The organism is Flavobacterium limi, assembly GCF_010645075.1.
GTDB lineage: Bacteria > Bacteroidota > Bacteroidia > Flavobacteriales > Flavobacteriaceae > Flavobacterium > Flavobacterium limi.
Genome location: NZ_JAADZV010000004.1, coordinates 1 through 20,039 on the forward strand (window position 1 = coordinate 1; position 20,039 = coordinate 20,039).

The 20,039-nt window shown below is 34.5% G+C and carries 9 protein-coding genes and 1 pseudogene; 7 read left to right on the forward strand and 3 right to left on the reverse strand.

From position 1 onward, the window contains the following. The 3 genes and pseudogenes from GXM16_RS09465 to GXM16_RS09475 form a co-directional block, all read right to left on the reverse strand. Positions 1–632, reverse strand: a pseudogene (locus GXM16_RS09465) (type II secretion system protein GspD); the annotation flags it as partial. Between the two features lie 36 nt (positions 633–668). Beyond that, positions 669–2,072 (reverse strand): GspE/PulE family protein, encoded by a 1,404-nt coding sequence (locus GXM16_RS09470; RefSeq protein ID WP_163394140.1) that lies wholly within the window; start codon positions 2,070–2,072, stop codon positions 669–671. A gap of 478 nt (positions 2,073–2,550) precedes the next feature. Next, positions 2,551–2,949: a type IV pilin protein gene (locus tag GXM16_RS09475; RefSeq protein WP_163394141.1), complete on the reverse strand. Its 399-nt coding sequence runs from the start codon at positions 2,947–2,949 to the stop codon at positions 2,551–2,553. Between the two features lie 386 nt (positions 2,950–3,335). On the opposite strand from GXM16_RS09475, the gene GXM16_RS09480 reads away from it, so the two are divergent. From GXM16_RS09480 to GXM16_RS09510, 7 genes are all read left to right on the forward strand, one after another. Beyond that, positions 3,336–4,445, forward strand: a complete 1,110-nt coding sequence (locus tag GXM16_RS09480) for an autotransporter outer membrane beta-barrel domain-containing protein (protein ID WP_163394142.1) — start codon at positions 3,336–3,338, stop codon at positions 4,443–4,445. Positions 4,446–4,541: 96 nt separating this feature from the next. After that, a complete protein-coding gene (locus GXM16_RS09485) occupies positions 4,542–5,075 on the forward strand; it encodes an OmpH/Skp family outer membrane protein (protein WP_163394143.1) in 534 nt (177 codons plus the stop codon). Positions 5,076–5,142: 67 nt separating this feature from the next. Next, positions 5,143–5,664 (forward strand): hypothetical protein, encoded by a 522-nt coding sequence (locus GXM16_RS09490; protein WP_229684297.1) that lies wholly within the window; start codon positions 5,143–5,145, stop codon positions 5,662–5,664. Between the two features lie 10 nt (positions 5,665–5,674). Further along, positions 5,675–10,414: an RHS repeat domain-containing protein gene (locus GXM16_RS09495; RefSeq protein WP_163394144.1), complete on the forward strand. Its 4,740-nt coding sequence runs from the start codon at positions 5,675–5,677 to the stop codon at positions 10,412–10,414. A gap of 38 nt (positions 10,415–10,452) precedes the next feature. Further along, positions 10,453–15,210 carry an RHS repeat domain-containing protein gene (locus GXM16_RS09500; protein WP_163394145.1) on the forward strand — a complete coding sequence of 1,586 codons (4,758 nt, stop codon included), beginning with the start codon at positions 10,453–10,455 and terminating at the stop codon, positions 15,208–15,210. 10 nt (positions 15,211–15,220) lie between these two features. Next, a complete protein-coding gene (locus GXM16_RS09505; protein WP_163394146.1) occupies positions 15,221–15,568 on the forward strand; it encodes a hypothetical protein in 348 nt (115 codons plus the stop codon). Between the two features lie 629 nt (positions 15,569–16,197). Then, positions 16,198–20,004, forward strand: coding sequence for a T9SS type B sorting domain-containing protein (locus tag GXM16_RS09510; protein ID WP_163394147.1), 3,807 nt, complete (start codon positions 16,198–16,200; stop codon positions 20,002–20,004). Positions 20,005–20,039: the final 35 nt, after the last annotated feature.

Below are 20,039 nucleotides of genomic sequence, written 5' to 3' on the forward strand. Positions count from 1 at the left end.
TCGAGCTGATCGAAAATATAAAAATTATCCCTTGATTTTGTTACACTCAGATTATTAGAAAAAGCTAATTTATCTAAAGCAGCATCAAAAGGCATATTTTTTATGTATACAGTCAATAATTGCTTCTCGAGTCCAGGGGCAAATACCAAATTTTTACCGCTTTTATCGGTAATTCTTTTAAAAACATCATATAGCGCATCTTCTTTTAAATTAAGCGAAAGCAAATTCTCAGAAGACTGGTATTCAACTTCAAATATTTTTTCAACCTTTTTCTCAACTGGTTTTTCGTATGATTTGATCGCAATTATACTCCCAGAAAAGTCAATCGTAAGGTTATGTTCTTTACATAAAAACAATAGCAGGTCTCCCACATTTACATTGCTAAAATTATTCACAACATTTATTTGCTCCAAATTAGGAGCAACACTTATGTTTAATTTATGCACTTGGGAAACAGCCAATAAAAAACTGGAAAGGGAAGCTTCCCTGATATTGATGTTTACTTTTTCTGTTAGCCCAGGTACGTCAGCACTGATCGCTTCAATATTGTTCTTAAGCTGTTGTATCCTGTTTTCCTGCGAAAAAGAAAATTGAAAAATAAAAAGTAAAAGTATGATGGATATTTTTTTCATGAATAAGGCTAAATTGTAACTTGGTAATATTAAAATTTATAAGAGTAAGGAAAAAACTTCTTCAATGGATGTTGTTCCTTCCCTTATTAAGGATAAGGCGTTTTTTTTCAGGGTGAAAATTTCTTTTTCTTCAATGTATTGATCAATCATCAACTGATTGTTTTTAATCAAAGAGGAAAGTTCGTTATCTATAGGGATAATTTCATAAATTGCTTTTCTTCCCGAATAACCTGTATGATAACATTGTTCACAGCCAACGGCAACATGATGTTTAGTGAGACTATCTGGTATTTCGAAACCACTCGGAAATATCGCAGAACCTATATCTTCCTGTTGTTTACACGAATTACATAATTTTCGGACCAAACGCTGTGCAACACTAATGTTTAAGGTACTGGCAATCAAAAAAGACGGAATACCCATATCTATTAATCTGGAAACTGTTGCCCAGGCCGAATTAGTATGTATGGTAGACAAAACTAAATGTCCTGTCAATGCAGCACGGATAGCCATATTGGCCGTATTCACATCACGGATTTCACCCACCATAATAATATCCGGATCCTGCCTTAAAAATGTTCTTAAGGTAGTAGCAAAATCAAGCCCGATATTTTCTTTTAACTGTACCTGATTAATTCCTTCCAATGTATATTCAATCGGGTCTTCAACCGTCAGAATATTGGTATTGGGAAGGTTTAATTTTTTTAAAGTGGCATATAAAGTCGTTGTTTTTCCGGATCCTGTTGGGCCCGAGATAAGTACAATTCCATTTGGCCGTTTTATATTCTCTAAATAGGCTGTTAATTCTTTATCGGTAAAACCTAAAGCGTTTATATCAATGTGGCTTGTGTCTTTACTCAAAATACGCAAAACTACTTTTTCCCCATGAAGTGTAGGCAAAATAGATACCCTTATATCAAAATCTTCAATGTCTGTTACTATGGTAATACGGCCATCCTGAGGCAGTCGTTTTTCAGAAATATCAAGCTGGGACCTGATTTTTATTTTATTGACTATAATGGGATATTCTTCTGTTGAGATATGGAATTGCTCTTTTAGTTTTCCATCGAGCCTGAATCGCACACGGGCATTTTTTTCATAAGGTTCGAAGTGTATATCACTGCTCCCGATTTCCTTTGCATTTACCACAATTTTTTCCAGAAAATCATTCGTATAATGAATGTCTGAAACACTGTTTGAATTTGTTTTACGATAATTGGTACTTAAATAGCGATTGATATTTTCAGTGCTTTCTTTCTCCAGTCTGATTTGAAAATTCAATAAAACTGCCAGCTCATTCTGAAGGCTTTCAATATTTTCAGTATCTGTTTTTAACATCACAAAACCGTCTGATTTACCTGCAGGGATTATTCTGTAATGGTATGCCTGCTCCGATCTAACCAGCTGCTGAAACTCTATTGGAATATCAAAATTTGTCATTTTTAACAAGCGTATAAAAAGTTACTTTCACAGAAAAAAGTCATCCCATAAACGACTCCGAAAAATAACGACATATAGCCGGCTAATGGAACTGTTTTTTCCCTGTCTTTTTGCGACAAAACTATATGCAGCAAAAGTGAAAAAAACAATGAAAATATAAAAAGTACAAAGAAGGAAATTGTTGAAAAAGTGAATGAAATGAAAACAAAAAACAACACATCACCTAATCCGAATGAGTTGTTAAACTCTATTTTTCTTAGTTTAGTATATAAATAACAAACCAATAATAAAAACAAAACCAACGTAAGGTTCGTAGCAATATTCAACAATATTGAATTAACAGGCAGTATAAAATATTGTATTGCCAAAGACAGAATGCCTACCATGGGATATAGAAACCAATAGACCAGCCTGTCTTTACAATCCTGATATAAAATAGTAAAAAGCAAAAAGATAAGTATCAGTTTCAGAACCCACATTAGTCGGCAACAATTTGTTTTGGAACACCATTCTGGTCAATTTCCCAAACATTAAAAACCCCGTTCCCATTAAAATCGGTAATTGCAGTCGCTTTTACTTTAAATTCGTTATTGCTCGATTGTACAATTTCGTAAGTATAATTTGCACTGCCATTGTCCTTTGTTGTTTTCGGTGCTTCAAAATCTATTTCTGTAAAATCGCTGCTGTATTTTGAGTACATAAAATAGTACTGCTTCTCTGCGTTATAAATCGCCTTTAGCTGTACCTGTGCCTCTACACTTTTGGCTTTTGTTATAAGCGGCATCAGGTTAGGCAATGCTATTAATAACAGAATTCCTATAATAGCTAATACTATCAACATTTCCTGTAGATTGAACGAAGGGAGTTTTTTATTCATTTTTACTTTTCTTGATATTCGAAAACATTGCTCGCAAATGTAATTAATAATTTATAATATGAAATAGTATTACATAACTTGTTAAAAAAAGATTGTTTTTTTTTAACATATCAAAAAATGTTAAAATTATTTTCAATTTATTGAACACTTATATTGTAACGATATCAATCCCTATTTTTCTTTCAATTTTTTCCCTTCACACCAAATTACAAAGCATTATCTTACAGGTACTTAAGTTTAAATTCTAAAATTTCACACATTTTCTTTATTATTTTTTTAAAAGATATAAGTTTTTTTTTATTAATTAGCGTTGTTTTAACACTTATTAACAATAATAGAATACCTTTTCGATAGATCTCAATTAATAATAAATAAAAAACCTGAAAATGAAATCAAAATTACTATTACTTATAAGTATGATTTTTTTTAATTCAAATGTAAACGCACAGAATACAGCCTTGGGAGATAATGCCAATCTTGGTGGAGGAACTAATAATACATCTTTGGGAGCTAAGAGTGGTTATTCCGGAACACATAATGTTGCTATTGGAAAACAAGCAGGAGCCGTCAATATTGGAAATTACAATGTTTTCATGGGCTATCGATCTGGATTGCAAAACACACTTGGACATTATAATGTATTTTTAGGACAAGATACAGGAAATGCGAATCAATCAGGAAGCCAAAATGTATTTGTAGGGACACAAGCAGGAAAATCAAATAATGCATCAAATAATGTTTTTATTGGATATGTCTCTGGAACGGCAAATTACTCTGGATCTTTAAATCTTTTTTTAGGCAACGAGTCAGGCAGAAGTAATGTTGGAGGAAGCAATAATGTTTTTTCGGGTCATGAAGCAGGGTATAAAAATATAAACGGCAATAATAATGTTTTTTCTGGTAAGGAATCAGGATCCGCTAACATTAACGGAAATGGAAATACATTTATCGGTACTCAAACAGGATACGGAAACACATATGGAAGTTTGAACGTTTTTCTAGGATACAAAGCTGGTTTCAATAACATGACGGGCTCAAATAATGTTTTTATAGGAAATACTGCAGGTGAAAACGAGACTGGAAGCAATCGCTTATATATTGATAATAGTCAAACTGCGACCCCTCTCATTTATGGAAAATTTGACACTGATCAGTTAGGGATTAATACCAATGTAATACCAGCCGGTTATACAATGGCAGTTAAAGGAAGATTTATTACGGAAGAGATTAAAGTTAAAGAATATGGATCTTCTGGATGGCCAGATTTCGTCTTTGCCAAAAATTATAAACTTCCTACTTTAACAGAGGTAGAAAATTATATCAATACAAACGGGCATTTACAAAATATTCCTTCAGCCTGCGAAGTAGAAGAAAATGGAATTCTATTGGGAGAAATGAATGCCAAACTTCTTCAAAAAATTGAAGAACTTACACTATATATCATTAAACAAGAAGCACGTATAGAAAAACTTGAAGCTGCTGTATCTTCAAAATAATCTAATATTTAATACAAGTAAAGATATTCTCTTAATGAAATCTTTTGACAAAATTATTATACAGCATAAAATCATACAAAATTCACTTAATACAAAATGAAACAAATTCCTTTCTACGCATCCATTTCAGCAATCATTATTAGTATTGTCGCCATTTATTTTGCAAAATCCAGTTCAGAATTAGTGTATGTAGATGTAAACAAATTAATTACAGGTTACAGTAAAACAAAAATCGCTAAGGCAGATTTTGACAAAAAAGCCGCTTTAATGAAAGCAAATGTAGATTCATTAGTGGCAAACTGGCAAAATGAATTAAAAAATTACGAAAAGGAAAGAGCTTCTTTGTCTCCGAAAGAATTAAAACTAAAACAGGAATTACTGGGCAACAAACAGCAGCAAATTAACGGTTATCAGGAAGCTATCCAGAAAAAAATACAGGAGGAAGACAAAAAAGTAACCCAAACCGTAATTAACGATATTAACGATTACATCAAAGAATACGGAAAAGACCACAATTACAAAATCATATTTGGGGCAAGCGGTGGCGGAAACATCATGTATGCTGTCGAATCAACCGACCTTACAGAAGAAGTATTAAAAGGATTGAATGCTGAATATGATAAAAAATAAACTCTTACCCTTTTTTTTATTGTTGCTTATTTCTTCCTGCACTCAAACTTTTGAGACGGCTGAGGAAATGAATGAGTATCTAAAAGATGAAGACAACGGCTACTACTACAAAAAAACAGTGTCAGGAGTCGACTATGTATTACAATACAGACCAACCGATTTATTAGTTAATCAGGAATTAGCTGACAAAATTAATCCTGCACAGGTAGATAAACTTAGAAAACAGTATGGCCAATACCTCTATTTCAATCTGTCCATGTCTAAAAATGATCAGGAATTATTAAGCGGTGTTTCTCAGGACAAAGTCAAATTCGGGCAAATGGTCAATGAACTGGCTTTTGGTATGGAAGAGAAGCTACATGTTTACACTCCTGCCGAAGACACCCTTGCCCTTGCTGATTTTATTTATCCCAGAATGTACGGCATGAGCAATTCTACCTCCATCATGATTGTGTACCCCCGTGAAGATAAATACATGAACCAGGAATACCTCAATTTTGTTGTTCAAGACTTAGGACTTGACACCGGGGACATTAAATTTAAACTAGATTCCAAAGCCTTGACAAACGAACCCCAATTACGTTTTTAAAATAACAACCATGACCAAATACCAAAAACTCCATCGTATTATTGCTACTTTTTTCTTATTGATCTTTTTTCCAACCTTATTACCTAATAATTTGTTTGCCTATAATAACGGACCAAATTCATTTGAAGCAGCTTCATTTGAACCTGTTGATGCAGCTGACATGGTTAATTTAGTTACAGGGGACATGTCTTATGTTTTGCCCTTGCTCAATATACCCAGCCCAGAAGGCGGATACCCGCTAGCATTATCCTATCATGCTGGTATAGCAATGGATCAGGAAGCTTCATGGGTAGGGCTTGGATGGAGTCTCAATCCTGGGGCTATCAATAGAAATATAAACGGTTATGCTGACGATATTGACCAGGGAGATGATTATTCAATAATGTATGATCAAGGAGGAGAACTAAATTATTATAATGTTGGAATTGGTGCAGATATGAATGGAATTAAAGTTGGTGTAGGCGCGTATTGGGGCTCTAACAAAACTTTTGGTGGCAGTGTTACTCTTGGATATGGTCCTGCTTCTATTACAGCAGAAAATGGAAGCTTAGGTACAAATATTGGTATAATGGCAGGATATTCATCCGGAAGTCAAAGTTATTCAATGAGTAATAGTTCAACGGGAGCAGCTTTAGAATCGATTATGCCAAATCCAACTTCAAGAAATAATGGAACGGGATTGTCCAGTGCATCAACAAGTTTTGGGGAACATGGATATGATATACAATTCTCCAATAAAAATTATTCAATTGGCTATTTTGGGTTTTATGCAAGTTATGGCCATACAAAAATAAAGTACAGTCTTTTTAAGGAAAAACTATCCAGTTATAATGGTGTATTATATTCTAATGTAAATCCAGACTGGAAAAATCCTATAAATTACGACACTAATAAACTTGTTATGTATGATGAAGGAGTCACAAATATCGAAAACGTATTAAATTCGGCCAAAAATTACCTTTGTGATAATGTATTACTACCTAATTACGATAATTATAAAGTACAGGCACAAGGTCTTTCCGGAAATATTAGTCCAACTTTTACAGATGAAGCGCAATTACGCCATGAAGATATAATATCTGATCTATTCAATGTTTACAGAACGGATAATGGTGTTGAAAGTGGATATTATGACTATAACATTAGTTATGGATCACCGTACAATATTCTTGACACAGACCTTAAATTAAATAACAAAATATTTTTTGATTTTGAAGATACTAACTCCTCTTTTCTAAGGATCGACAGAACAAATATTTCTACTGTCCAACAAAGCGATTGGCTTCAAACAGTTCTTGCTGCCAAAACAAATAAAAGTAATAATTTTAACGAAATAACTTCAAATGATAATATTCCGTTAAAAAATAATCATAGAAAAAGAGCGGGAAAACATATTGAAGCATTTACCAATGAACAAATTCGATCAGGCAATGCTAAATTAATGAATGGTTTTATTGAAGCCCTAAATTTGAGTAGAAATCAATTGGACGTCTATAAACCTGAATCCATTGGCGGGTATCAGATTACCGACGTTGACGGAAAAACATATCACTATTCATTACCAGTGATTAATTATGAAATTTGGTATAAAAATTTCAGCAATAAGGATAATGAAGATTCTAAATTCTTAGAAAGACAGCTTAACACACCGTATGCTACAGATTGGCTATTAACAGCCGTAACGGGTCCAGATTATGTAGATAAGAATGATAACGGTAAAGTTGATAAGGAAGATTATGGTTATTGGGTAGAATTTGATTATGGTAAATGGTCTGACGGCTACATATGGAACAGTAGCTCCGGTAAAAACAACATTGTTAAAGGAAGCGGAACTGAAGCTGACAATTACGAATACTATAAAGGAAGAAAACAAATTTATTACTTGGATGCAGTCAGAACACGAACTCACACTGCATACTTTATAAAAAGTATAAGACAGGATGCTACCGCAGACTATTTAACAAAATTCAATACCTACTCTACTAATGGTACATCTACTTTTAATAGTACAACTAATCCTAAGACAGTTTCTTCTGCTTATATCAGTTTTGATCTTAATAATAACTTAAAATATAAAAACATTCCCCCATTTCCTGTTAATAATAGTAATTGGAAATTTTATATGAACGGATACCAAAGAATACACACTTATTTGCATTTCCCTACGCATTATTCTCTTAAATTAGATAAAATAGTGCTAGTTAAAAATAACTCCCTAATTCTTGAAAAAAATAAAGGGTCCCAAACATTAACTGCAAATGGATATTTATATAGAAACCGTTCTTTTGAAGTGACCAAAGCAGTAAATCAAAAACTAGATTATTCAAATCATGAGGATAAAAATGAATTTAAAGGAGTTTATTATACTAATACCGATTTATCATTAAAGGAAATTGCTATACATCAGAGCAAAAACATTCTGGATATAAGCGATCTTTACGGAATAGATGTCGATTCAAAAGCTGAAAAAATTATTAACCTTCAACATAATTATTCCTTAATTCCTAATTCTTTTCATTCAGAGAGATCTAACAAAGGAAAATTAACATTAAATAGTGTTCAATTCTTAGGGCATAAAGGTGTATCTTATCTTCCAAAATATCAATTTAAGTATAATAATAGTTCATCTCCATATAGTTTAAACGATCAGGATGCATGGGGATACAATAAGAATGCTGCTTATTCATGGAGTCTTAGCGAAATAATCACTCCTATGGGGTCTAAAATGACCATTAACTATGAATCAGATGATTATGGCACAATTGCGACTAGTGCTTCAAATTATGGAAAAGGAGGAGGAATAAGGGTAAAACAGATAAATACTTTTGAGAATGAAAATTTAGTTTCACGATCAAACTATTATTATAACAAAATTGGTTCTGATAAAGATGTCTCAAATGTAAATTATAAATCATCAGGAGTAATATCTTATGTTCCGTCTGACAATTTAAAACTTCCATATATTTCTGAATTGCCACCACCTATAGTAATGTATAGTAATGTTTCTGTCGAACAGACAGCTGGTAATAATGAATTATTTTCAAGAACGGAATATAATTTTGAAACTTTACCAGAATATACAAATGAAGCAAATTCAATTTATAATTTAGGGAAATATTTTGTAGTAGAAAAAATTCAAAATGAAACTCTAAATTTGACCTTGGCTCTGAATTTTACAAAATATAATATAAAAAACAGATTGAGCCAACTTGGACGACTATTATCAATAAAAAATTATAATTCAAAAAACCAATTACAATATTGTTTAAAAAATGATTATGCAACACCTGCAGACAAACAAGACGAATTAGGCACTAAACAAGAATCATTTATTTCTAAATCTTATATAAAGGAGCCAGATCCTGCAACTGCCATATATAATCCTAATGTGGCATATGTATCGTATCGATCTTATTTAGTAAATTATGCTAATGTCAATTCTATCAGTAAAATTTGGTATCCCAGCAAATTAATAAAAAGTACTATCACCCATGGTGGATATACCAATAGTACTACTTATGATAAATTTGATTTCTTAACTGGAAATGTAACAGAAAGCACAACTACTACAAGCGATGGGAAATCTTACAAAACAAAAATTGTTCCTGCTTACACTTACTTGAAGTATCAAAAAATGGGTTCAAAGACTGACAACATTGACAATAAAAACATGCTCTCTCAAACAGCTGCTAATTATTCTTATATTTTTGATAAAAATGATCCTGCTAAACCCTGGAAAGAAACTGGTGTAGGCATTACCACTTGGAGCAATGTATGGGCCTATGAGGATATAGCAGGAACTAATATCCCTGCAACAGCTGCAAATGAAAAAATTTGGAGAAAACACAAAACCTTTGTCTGGAACGGTACCAGAAATGCCCATGGAATTTTTACCGGCTATGATGCTGTTAATGGTAGCGGTGATGATAATTTTATCTGGGACCTTCCAACCAGTGCAGGTATGAATGTTATCCAGCCTTCACAGTGGAAACAAATGTCAGAGGTAACCCGCTACAATCATTATTCTATGCCGCTGGAGATGAAGGGTATCAATAATAATTTTGCATCTACCAAAATGGGGGACAATAACACCAAAGTAATCGTTACTGGTAATGCTGGCTACAATGAGATGTTCTATACAGGAGGTGAATACTCAGTTTTAAATGCTTCAACCTCATGGCTGGAACCGGGAATATCCTATTCAAGTACTGCATACCGAAGCGAAAATTATCCTCATACTGGTAAAAACTCAATTGCTGTTAACTCTAGTAGTCAATTTGGTGTTTCGATGAAAAGTGGCCAGCACAGGGCAGGAAAATATAAAGTCTCGGTTTGGCTTTCAATATGGAATAGTTCTATGGCAAGATTAAAAATCAACGACAGTATTCTGCCATTTACCGAAAGCTATGATGCGGGAAGCTGGGTTTTAAAGATCGCTTATGTAGAAGTTCCTGCTGAAGACTGTTCTATTTATATCACTTCAAGTGGAGCTACTCTCTATTATGATGACCTGATGATCCGACCGGTATCCTCTTCTATAACTGGGTATGTATACAATGAATGGGATGAGTTAACAGCTGTTATTGGTAACAATGGACTGGGTACAAAATTTGAATACGATGCAGCAGGAAGGCTTACTAAAACTTACAAAGAGGTGATTAGCAAACCGTCTCCAGATGGTTTGTCGGGAGGGTTTAGACTCATTAAAGAAAATAAGATAAATAATAAATACCTGCAGCAAGCCAACTAGCTTTATACAGTTTTTTATAATTTTTTAAAATGATAAAAATGATATACACTAAAAATATGCCAGTCCTGTTTCGTTTCTTATTCCTGTTTGTGGTTTTATTTTTAACCACTACCCCAATTAATGCCCAAACGATCGGTATTGATACAGAAGACAGAGCTGTATCTCTGGGAGGTACAGGTACATATTATCTGGATATGTCCTCACCTACTGATTTTGCAGATTTTAGATGGGAAATATATCCCTACGATGTTAGCGAATTTGTAGGTGGCGCACCAAACAATAAAGCAACAATGACACAGATTTTCTGGAAGAAACCTGGAACACATCAGATTAAAGTCAGCTACTATGACAGAACCAGAGGCCAAACTTATCTTTCCTATGATGTATATGTTTCTGCCAGCGCTGATATGACTGATGCCATTACAATAGTGAGCAACTGCAAGAGCGTAGTCCTGGACCGTAAAGATCCTCCAACAGGAGTAACTTATTATTGGCAGAGTACAGCTAATGGAACCAGTACAGATAATTCCGTTAAAACGAGAACCCTAAACAACGGGACAGAATATTTTCTAAGAGCTAAAATTGATTCTAATGATATCTGGAGTGCAGCTTCCGCAAGTGTGCAATATCAAATCAATCCGAATGCCTATTTAACATGGTATCTTGACGCAGATCAGGACGGACTGGGAAATCCTAATTATTATGTACAACAATGTACAAATCCCAGTACCCATAATGTTAAGTATGTTTTGAATAATACCGACACCAGTGATGGTGATGCCAATTTTATCAGTGACGATTTTAATTTGCCAAACTCAGACAAGGAATATCACTGGACACATGAGATTACCTATAGTGTCGAAGGAAGGTTAACAGGTGTTTCCAGAACTTATTTTGACGATTTAGGTAAACCCGATGTATCGCTTTCAAAAGATATGGTCTCTAAAAGAGTATGGGGTACTGAAACCAGTTATGACAAGTTTGGAAGGCCAGATAAAACCTCTTTTATAGCGCCATCAAATCTTTTTACCCTCAACAAGGTATCTTTTCTTAATTCGACTTTTCAGGCTCCGCATGCTCCTACGATTCCCAATATACCTGCTAACAAAAATGTTGGTAATATTACAACCAGCCAGACTATTCAGGTAACTAACAATATTACAGCTTCGGGGGTTATAAGCCCTGGATTGAACATTACTTTTATAGGGAATGACATTGTTTTGGAGGATGGGTTCAGTGTAAATGGAGCTTCGGGGGGAGTTTTTACCGCTACTGCTAAAATTTTATCAGCCAACAGCAATGAAACATTTTCCGGTTCTCCGTTTTTTAGTTATTATTCCGACAACAATACACTGGAGCCCTATCAGGCTACAGCTTCGCAGCCCTACACGCAAACCAATTATGACACCCTTAATCCAGAGAATGTCATCAACGTAGTGGGAGGGAATAAGATTAATAATGAATGGAAGACAGGCTACTCCTATACTGTACCTGCCGCACAGGAAATGTATTATATATACGGATCAGATTATTATGACGGGATTGTAACTGCAAAAGGAGAGGAAGTAATTACCAAATTCTACAAAACAGTAAATGTAGATGCTAACGGGGTGGAAAATGTTGCCTTTACTGATGGTGAAGGAAAAATTTTAGCTACTGCCCAATCGGGAGGCGCTGTCTCGTATCCTGTTGTTTCGCTTATAGGAACCCAGGGTTTTGTTGATGTTCATATTCCTGCTGGAACTACCTCACCTAGCCTATTGGGATTATCTTATATGGATCCAAGTACTGGCAGATACGTTTATAAGAATGCATCTGATGAATACAAAATCTACGATTTAAAAACTGGAGAAATAGTCTCCACGCCTCTTACTGGAGGACATGCCTACAGAATAGAAGCTATATCCCCCCCAACAGCAGACCCAAAGGTATATATTTCTAATGGGGTACCAACTTATGAGGCCAACGTATTAGGAATTTCATACAATGTAAATTATTACGATTATGCTTTAAATATTTATAACGAGACTGGAGAGCTCACAAAATCGATACAGCCTAACGGGTATGTTGCCAATGCTACTATTGTAGGAACACCAGCCCATATGAGCTCGGATAATTTTGCTTCAACATTCCAATATGATGCTCTGGGACAATTAATTGAAAAAACAAGTCCTGACGAAGGAACCAGCAGGTTTGAATATCGTAATGATGGACAGATCAGTTTTTCGCAAAGTGCCCTGCAGGCACAAAACACAAAAGTTTCATATACCAAATATGACGATTTTGCAAGACCAGTTACATCTGGAGTTGTTCATACAACGTGGAATTCAAGAAGTGAGGAATTTGACGCAGTTGCCCATACAGAACAAACTTTTACTGTTTATGATCATCCTGTAAACTACAGTCAGTTTGTAGAAGAATTACCTTCTAACTTAACCTTGTCAAGCGTTTTATCCACTGCCGGAATATTATCTACAGATTATATACAAAACAACCTATCAGGTAATGTTGCCATAACCTACTCAAAACCGGCTTCAATAGTTACAGCTATCACCTGGTACAGTTATGATATCTACGGAAGAGCAGAATGGATCGTGCAATACAACCAAGGCATTGGTGCTAAAACTATTCATTACCAATATGATGCTGTAGGAAATATCAAAAAGGTATTATTCCAAAAAGACAAAGATACAGAAAGGTTCGTGCACCAGTACTCTTATGATGCAAATGACGTATTGACCAAAGTGGAAACTTCCATAGACAATGCATCGTTTATTACCCATGCCGATTATTCCTACTATCAGACCGGAGAACTTAAAAGAGTGGATATCGCCCAAGGGACACAGGGAATCGATTATGTTTATACTCTGGGAGGACAACTTAAAAGCATCAACCATCCAAGTCTGGAAGCAGCCAAAGATCCTGGCGGAGATTCTAATGATGTCTTTGGACTGACACTCGATTATTACAATGGTGATTATCTGCGTACCGGAAAAAATATCGCCTCCTCTCCTACTATTGGAACAGATTATAACGGAAATATCAAAGCGGCACGATGGACCAACAAAGCTATCCCTGATGATTATTCAGGCGGTACTGCAAATCCGAAAGCCTATTTGTATAATTATAATCGTAACAATTGGTTAACTGAAGCTATCTATGGGACCACAGTTCCAAATACTACTCAAATTGCACCTACAGCGGCGTGGGCGGAGAAAGGAATCACTTATGACCCCAATGGAAATATTAAAGCCTTACAGCGAACCAATACAGGGGGGAATTTACAGGATGACCTGACCTACAATTACTATACAGGCAAAAACCAGCTAAAGAAGGTAGCTGATGCGATTGTCAATTCGACAGGTCCTGATGACTTAGCAAACCAAGCGACCCCAGAAAATTATCAGTACGATGACATTGGACAAATGATCCGCAACAACCAAGAAAATATTGATTACATCTATAACACTCAGGGACTGATAAAAGAAGTAAGTCAAAATGGACATCTTTTGGTAAGATTCTCCTACAATGAAAGAGGACAGCGTATCAAAAAAGAAAGGTTTAAAACTTCTTCTGCTTATACTTTAGACAATACTGAATATTATATACTGGATCTATCCGGAAATACAATGGCTGTCTACAATCAGCCAAGCGGAAGTGCCATAGCTCAAAAAGATTTGCCTATCTTTGGGCTTAGCAGGCTGGGTGTCTATAACAGAACTGACGCTGTAAGTAGCTATGAAATTACCGATCATTTAGGTAATGTAAGGTCGGTAATCCAGAAATTAAACGGAAATCCTGACGTAAAATCGTTTGCAGATTATTATCCTTTTGGAGAGAGATTGCCTGACCGTAACTCTTTGAATTACCGTTACGCTTTCCAGGGGCAGGAACTCGATACTGAAACCAATATGGAGGCGTTTCAATTGAGACTTTGGGATGGTAGGATTGGCAGATGGTTATCACCGGATCCTATGGGACAATATAGTTCTCCTTATCTTGGAATGGGGAATAATCCTGTAAACGGGCTAGATCCAAATGGAGGATTTTGGGAAGAATTGGGCAATTTCTTTTCAGGAAATGGCTGGGTAAAGAATTCCGAGATGTACACAAATATTACTGAAGGTAATTCACGTCCTTATAATTCTTATTATTCTTCCTCCGTTCAGGATGCACCCACACAGTTTGTAGGATCATTTTATGACTCTACTTATTTTTATGAACAAGTTAGTGTTAACACAATGCTCATTGGTAAAAGGAATAATCCAAATGTTAAAACCTTTGGCTTAATCTTACCGCAAAATTTCGGTAACTGGAACGAAACTGGTTCGGATGGTTTATATTGGGTAGGATGCTTATCGTGTCACGCGGATAATGGTGCATTCAGATATGCTGCATATAATAGTGCTGAGAGACAGGTAGGATTAGTTTTAGGAACATTATTAGAAGCTGCGGCATTTAGAGTAGCGTCTTTTCGCCCTAGAGTGAGATTTGATGTCACAAAAACATATATGGACCCAAAACAAATGAGTATCTTTATTCGCGAGCTTGAAGCTGGATATAAAAATGGAGGAACTAAATTACTTAAATCTCATGTACTAACTTCTGATCAAGTAAAAGCTTTGAGCGAAAATCTAAAGCAAACTTTAACTAAGACCATTCCAAATGCAAATACAAATAGTGCCATCATTAATCAATTGTACAACCCACGTTGGCGATATATTGACCAAATACCTGGAGGTAGAAAGGAAATCAATAAAGCTATTAAGGGCACAAATATTTTTTTTCCATATTAATAAATGAACAATGAAATCTAAGGAATTACTTAACATTATATTAAAATTATTTAAGAGCCATAGAAATAATAGTGAAATTATTAAAGAGCTTTTAAATAGAGAAATTATTAATTTTTCTTTCGAAAAAAAATATGTGCTAAACAATGTCGATTTCGATTTTGAATTGGTAAAAACGATTTCAAAGAATAAAGATTTGATTGAATATTATGTAGAAGCTAGTGATGGTAGTCCGTATAAAATTGAATTAATTTTTGATCAAAAATGGTTACTGAAATCATTTCTTTTTCAATGTCAGGGTTGTTTTGGTAATGATGATGAATGCCTAGTCTGTGGAGGTTCGGGTTGGGGCGTTTTATAAACAAGATTATTAGGGTATATGTCTGGTGGCTTAAATATACGCAACGATAGTGCAGAATTTCTTTCTCCACCCGCAACAATAAAACACAAGCATTATCAAACAACAAAGCAACTCATAATGGAGTTGCTTTTGTTTTATATTTAGTCGCTCCTACGCCTATCTAAAATAATCGTGTAAACTATCACTCTAATCATATTAAAAAATCACAATAATCACAACTAAATCATCAAAAAAATTAGATAAAATCTGAGAAAGCTAGATCCAGATGGCTTGGATATATCAACGCAACGATAGTGCAGAAATTTTTTCTGTGCCCACAACTATAATACACAAGCATTATTAAACAAGAAAGCAACTCATAACCGGGTTGCTTTTGTTTTTATATTACATATTAGCTCTCAAGCATATCTAAATAATTAAGTAAACTATCACTCAAATCATATTAAAAAAATCACAATAATCACAACTAAATCATAAAAAAATCCAGATAAAATCTGACAAAGCTAGATTCTATTTTTATAGATTTGTTTAAAAAAACTATAAAATTTAACCCTATAATTTAATAGTGAAATCAGAATCATATTTCGCCCTTATATCTGCTCTAAGACTATTATATTTTATTTTTAAACATGAAGAAAAACATATTTCTGATTTTGTTGTTCATCACTTTTAGTTCTTTTGCACAAGGCGAAGCCAATATCTGGATTTTTGGAAATAAAGCCGGATTAGATTTTAACAGTGGGAGTCCTGTTGCAATAACTGACGGACAAATGAATACGGCAGAAGGATGTGGTACGATTTCTAATGCTGCAGGACAGTTGTTATTTTATACCGACGGAATTCGAGTCTGGAACAAAAATCATCAAATCATGCCTAATGGCAAGGGCCTCAAAGGAAGCAGTTCAGGTTCGCAAGCTGCTTTAATTGTTCCGAAACCTGAATCCACCAACATTTATTATATTTTTACTGCCACAGCTCTGGCGGATCCCGATGGTATCCAATATTCTGAAGTAGATTTAAATCTGGACGGAGGTTTAGGTAATATTACGGCGAAAAAAAATATTCCATTACTAACCCCTGCGTGTGAAAAAATAACTGTTGTTAAAAAAAATGGAACCAATAATTATTGGCTGGTTATTCACGAATATGGAAATAATAACTTCTTGGCCTACGAAATAAGTTCCTCAGGATTAAATCTGACTCCAGTAATAAGCAGTATTGGTGCTACTATTTCAAACAACATCAATCAGACTGTCGGTTATTTAAAATTTTCGCCTGATGGTACGAAATTAATCAGCTGTAATTATCAATCCATTATTGAACTTTTCGATTTTGATTCTGCCACCGGAAAAATAACAAATCCTAGATTGGTTTCTAATAAAGTTGCTAACTATGGCGCAGAGTTTTCACCTTCTGGCAATATCGCATACATTACAACCGGCGACCGTGATATATTTGAATTGCTTCAATTTGATTTGACCGCTGCCAATATTCAAGCCACTGCTACCCAACTCTATTTAGCAAATAACATCGATCATCAGGTAGGAGCCCTTCAATTAGCCGTTGACAGGAAAATATATACCCCAATATTCGACTCACACTACATTAGTGTCATTAACAAACCTGAATTATTGGGTACAGCATGCGATTTTCAGTTAGATGCTATTCCTCTCGGAACCGGATTGGGACAGGCCGGCCTTCCACAATTCATTCAATCTTATTTTGTTGTTGGGATAGATATTGAAAACAACTGCCTTGGTGAAGCGACAACATTTTCATTAAGCGGAAATCAAAATATTACGTCCGCGGACTGGGATTTCGGAGACGGAACCACTTCAATAGATATTAATCCTACGCATACTTACCTGACTGAAGGAAATTTTACCGTATCAGTTACTGCAACTGGTACAAATGGAACAAGCACAAAAACAAAAGAGATTGTTATATCAAAAGTACCCCTAGCAACACAACCTAACAATATGTCTGTTTGTGACAGTGATAATGATGGTTTATATACTTTTGATTTAACTACTCAAGATCTATCCATTTTAAATGGCCAGGATCCTAATTTGTATAAAGTAAAATATTTTGCTAACAATACACTTATTGCATCACCTACTTCTTACCAAAATAAAATACCTTATCAGGAAGAAAATATTAAAGCTGAAGTCTTTAACATATCCAATGTAAGCTGTAATGTCTATACAAGTTTTATAATAGATGTAAATGATAGTCCATCACCAAGCCTGTCAACCCAGATTCCAGATTTAGCTTTATGCGATAACAGAAGTGTCGGAACAGATAATGATGGCCGTATTACTTTTGATTTAACCCAAAGAGCAACTGCGATACTAAATGGACAACTATCCTCTCAATTTTTAATTTCTTATTATAAAGATGGAGGTTTTACGCAGCTAATCCCTACTCCTGCATTGTATGAAAATACCATACCTACAGAAACTATTTTTGTTAAAATTACTAATAAAGATAACCCAAACTGTACCGCAAATACATCTTTCAGAATTAAAGTTTTAGACATGCCTGTAATTCCTGTTACTGTGGATCTAAAACAATGTGATGATAATAGTGACGGATTTAGTGTTTTCAATCTGGATGAAGCTATTAGTAAGATTACTACAAATGCGATAAACGAAAAGATTGCTTTTTTTAAAACGATAATAGATGCACAGAACAATACCAATCCAATCCTGAATACAAGTAACTATATCAATACAACAGTAAGTAATGATATGCTATATGTCAGAGTGAGTAATATCAATAATTGTTTTAAAATAACAAAATTAAACCTGCTTGTTTCTACAACACAAATCCCTCATAGTTTTTCCAAGCTCTTTACTCAGTGTGATGATGAGATTTCCGGGAGCAATACCGATGGTATTGCGATCTTCAATTTCAGTAACGTTACCAATGAGGTTCTGTCTCTTTTTCCTTCGGGACAACTCTTAGATATTACCTATTATAAAAACCTTGAGGATGCATTAACCGAAAAAAACAATATTACCAATATATCAAATTACAGCAATTTTGGTTATCCAAATTCTCAAAAAATATATATTCGTGTTGACAGCCGAATAAACAATGACTGTTTAGGCCTGGGTGGATATATTACTTTGAATGTCGAATCAATACCTATTGTAAAATCAGTAAGAAAAAATCACTGTGATGACAATCATGACGGGTTCTTTGCCTTTGATACTTCAACTATTGAATCCCGTATGTTAAACGGATTAACGAATGTCCAAGTCACTTATATCGATCAAAATAATAATCCTTTGGCCAGTCCACTACCTAATCCATTTGTTACTAATTCCCAAACAATAAGAGTAAACGTAAAAAACAATTCGTCAACATCATGCTCATATGATACAGTAATTGAATTTATTGTTGATGATCTTCCTGAAGCCTTTCCTATTTCTAAAACTATGACAACAGCCTGTGATAACGAAAGTGATCCTTTGCTACAAGATGGAAAATATCCTTTTGATACGACTAGTTTTCAAAACATTATTTTAGGTAGCCAAACAGGGATGATGGTAAGATATTATGATGCCAACAGTAATCCTTTGCCCAGTCCGCTTCCCAATCCTTTTTTAACCGTTACTCAGCAAATAAAAGCAGAAGTAATAAATACTATAAACCCAAGTTGTTCTGCAAGCATTTTAATTCCGTTTACAGTTAATCCTGTTCCAGATATATTACTAACGGGTACGGAACTAGTATGCAGTGACTTGCCTACTTTTACCAAAACAATCAATGCCGGGTTAACAGATGAATCCCAAAAGGCTAATTTTAAATATAGCTGGGCACTTAACGATGCCCTTATTACCGATGAAAACCAATATTATTTAACCATTAATAAAGAAGGCATTTACAAAGTAACAGCTACAAATGATCAGGGATGTTCGAGGATAAGGGTAATAACGGTAAATGCATCCGATAAAGCAAAAGTAACAGTTGACATTATTGATTTATCATCTGAAAACAGGATTACTGTTTTGACAACTGGCACTGGAGATTATGTATTTTCTTTAGATGATGAATTTGGACAATACCAAACTGGAAATGTTTTTAATAATGTCCCTTCGGGAATTCATACTGTTTATGTAAAAGATTTAAATGGCTGTGGTATTGTTGCAAATGAAGCTGCTGTGTTAGGAATTCCAAATTATTTTACACCTAATCAGGATGGATTCAATGATACCTGGAATATTAAGGGTATAAATTCCATTTCCAATTCGAAAACAATAATACAAATTTTCGATCGCTATGGGAAATTATTAAAAGAAATGAATGCCGCTGGAAATGGCTGGGATGGTACTTACGCAGGCCATCAATTGCCTGCTTCAGATTATTGGTATAACATCCAACTTGAAGACGGCAGAAGTTTTAAAGGGCATTTTTCTTTAAAACGATAAACACAATTACTTTTATTACATTTACATCTTATTTA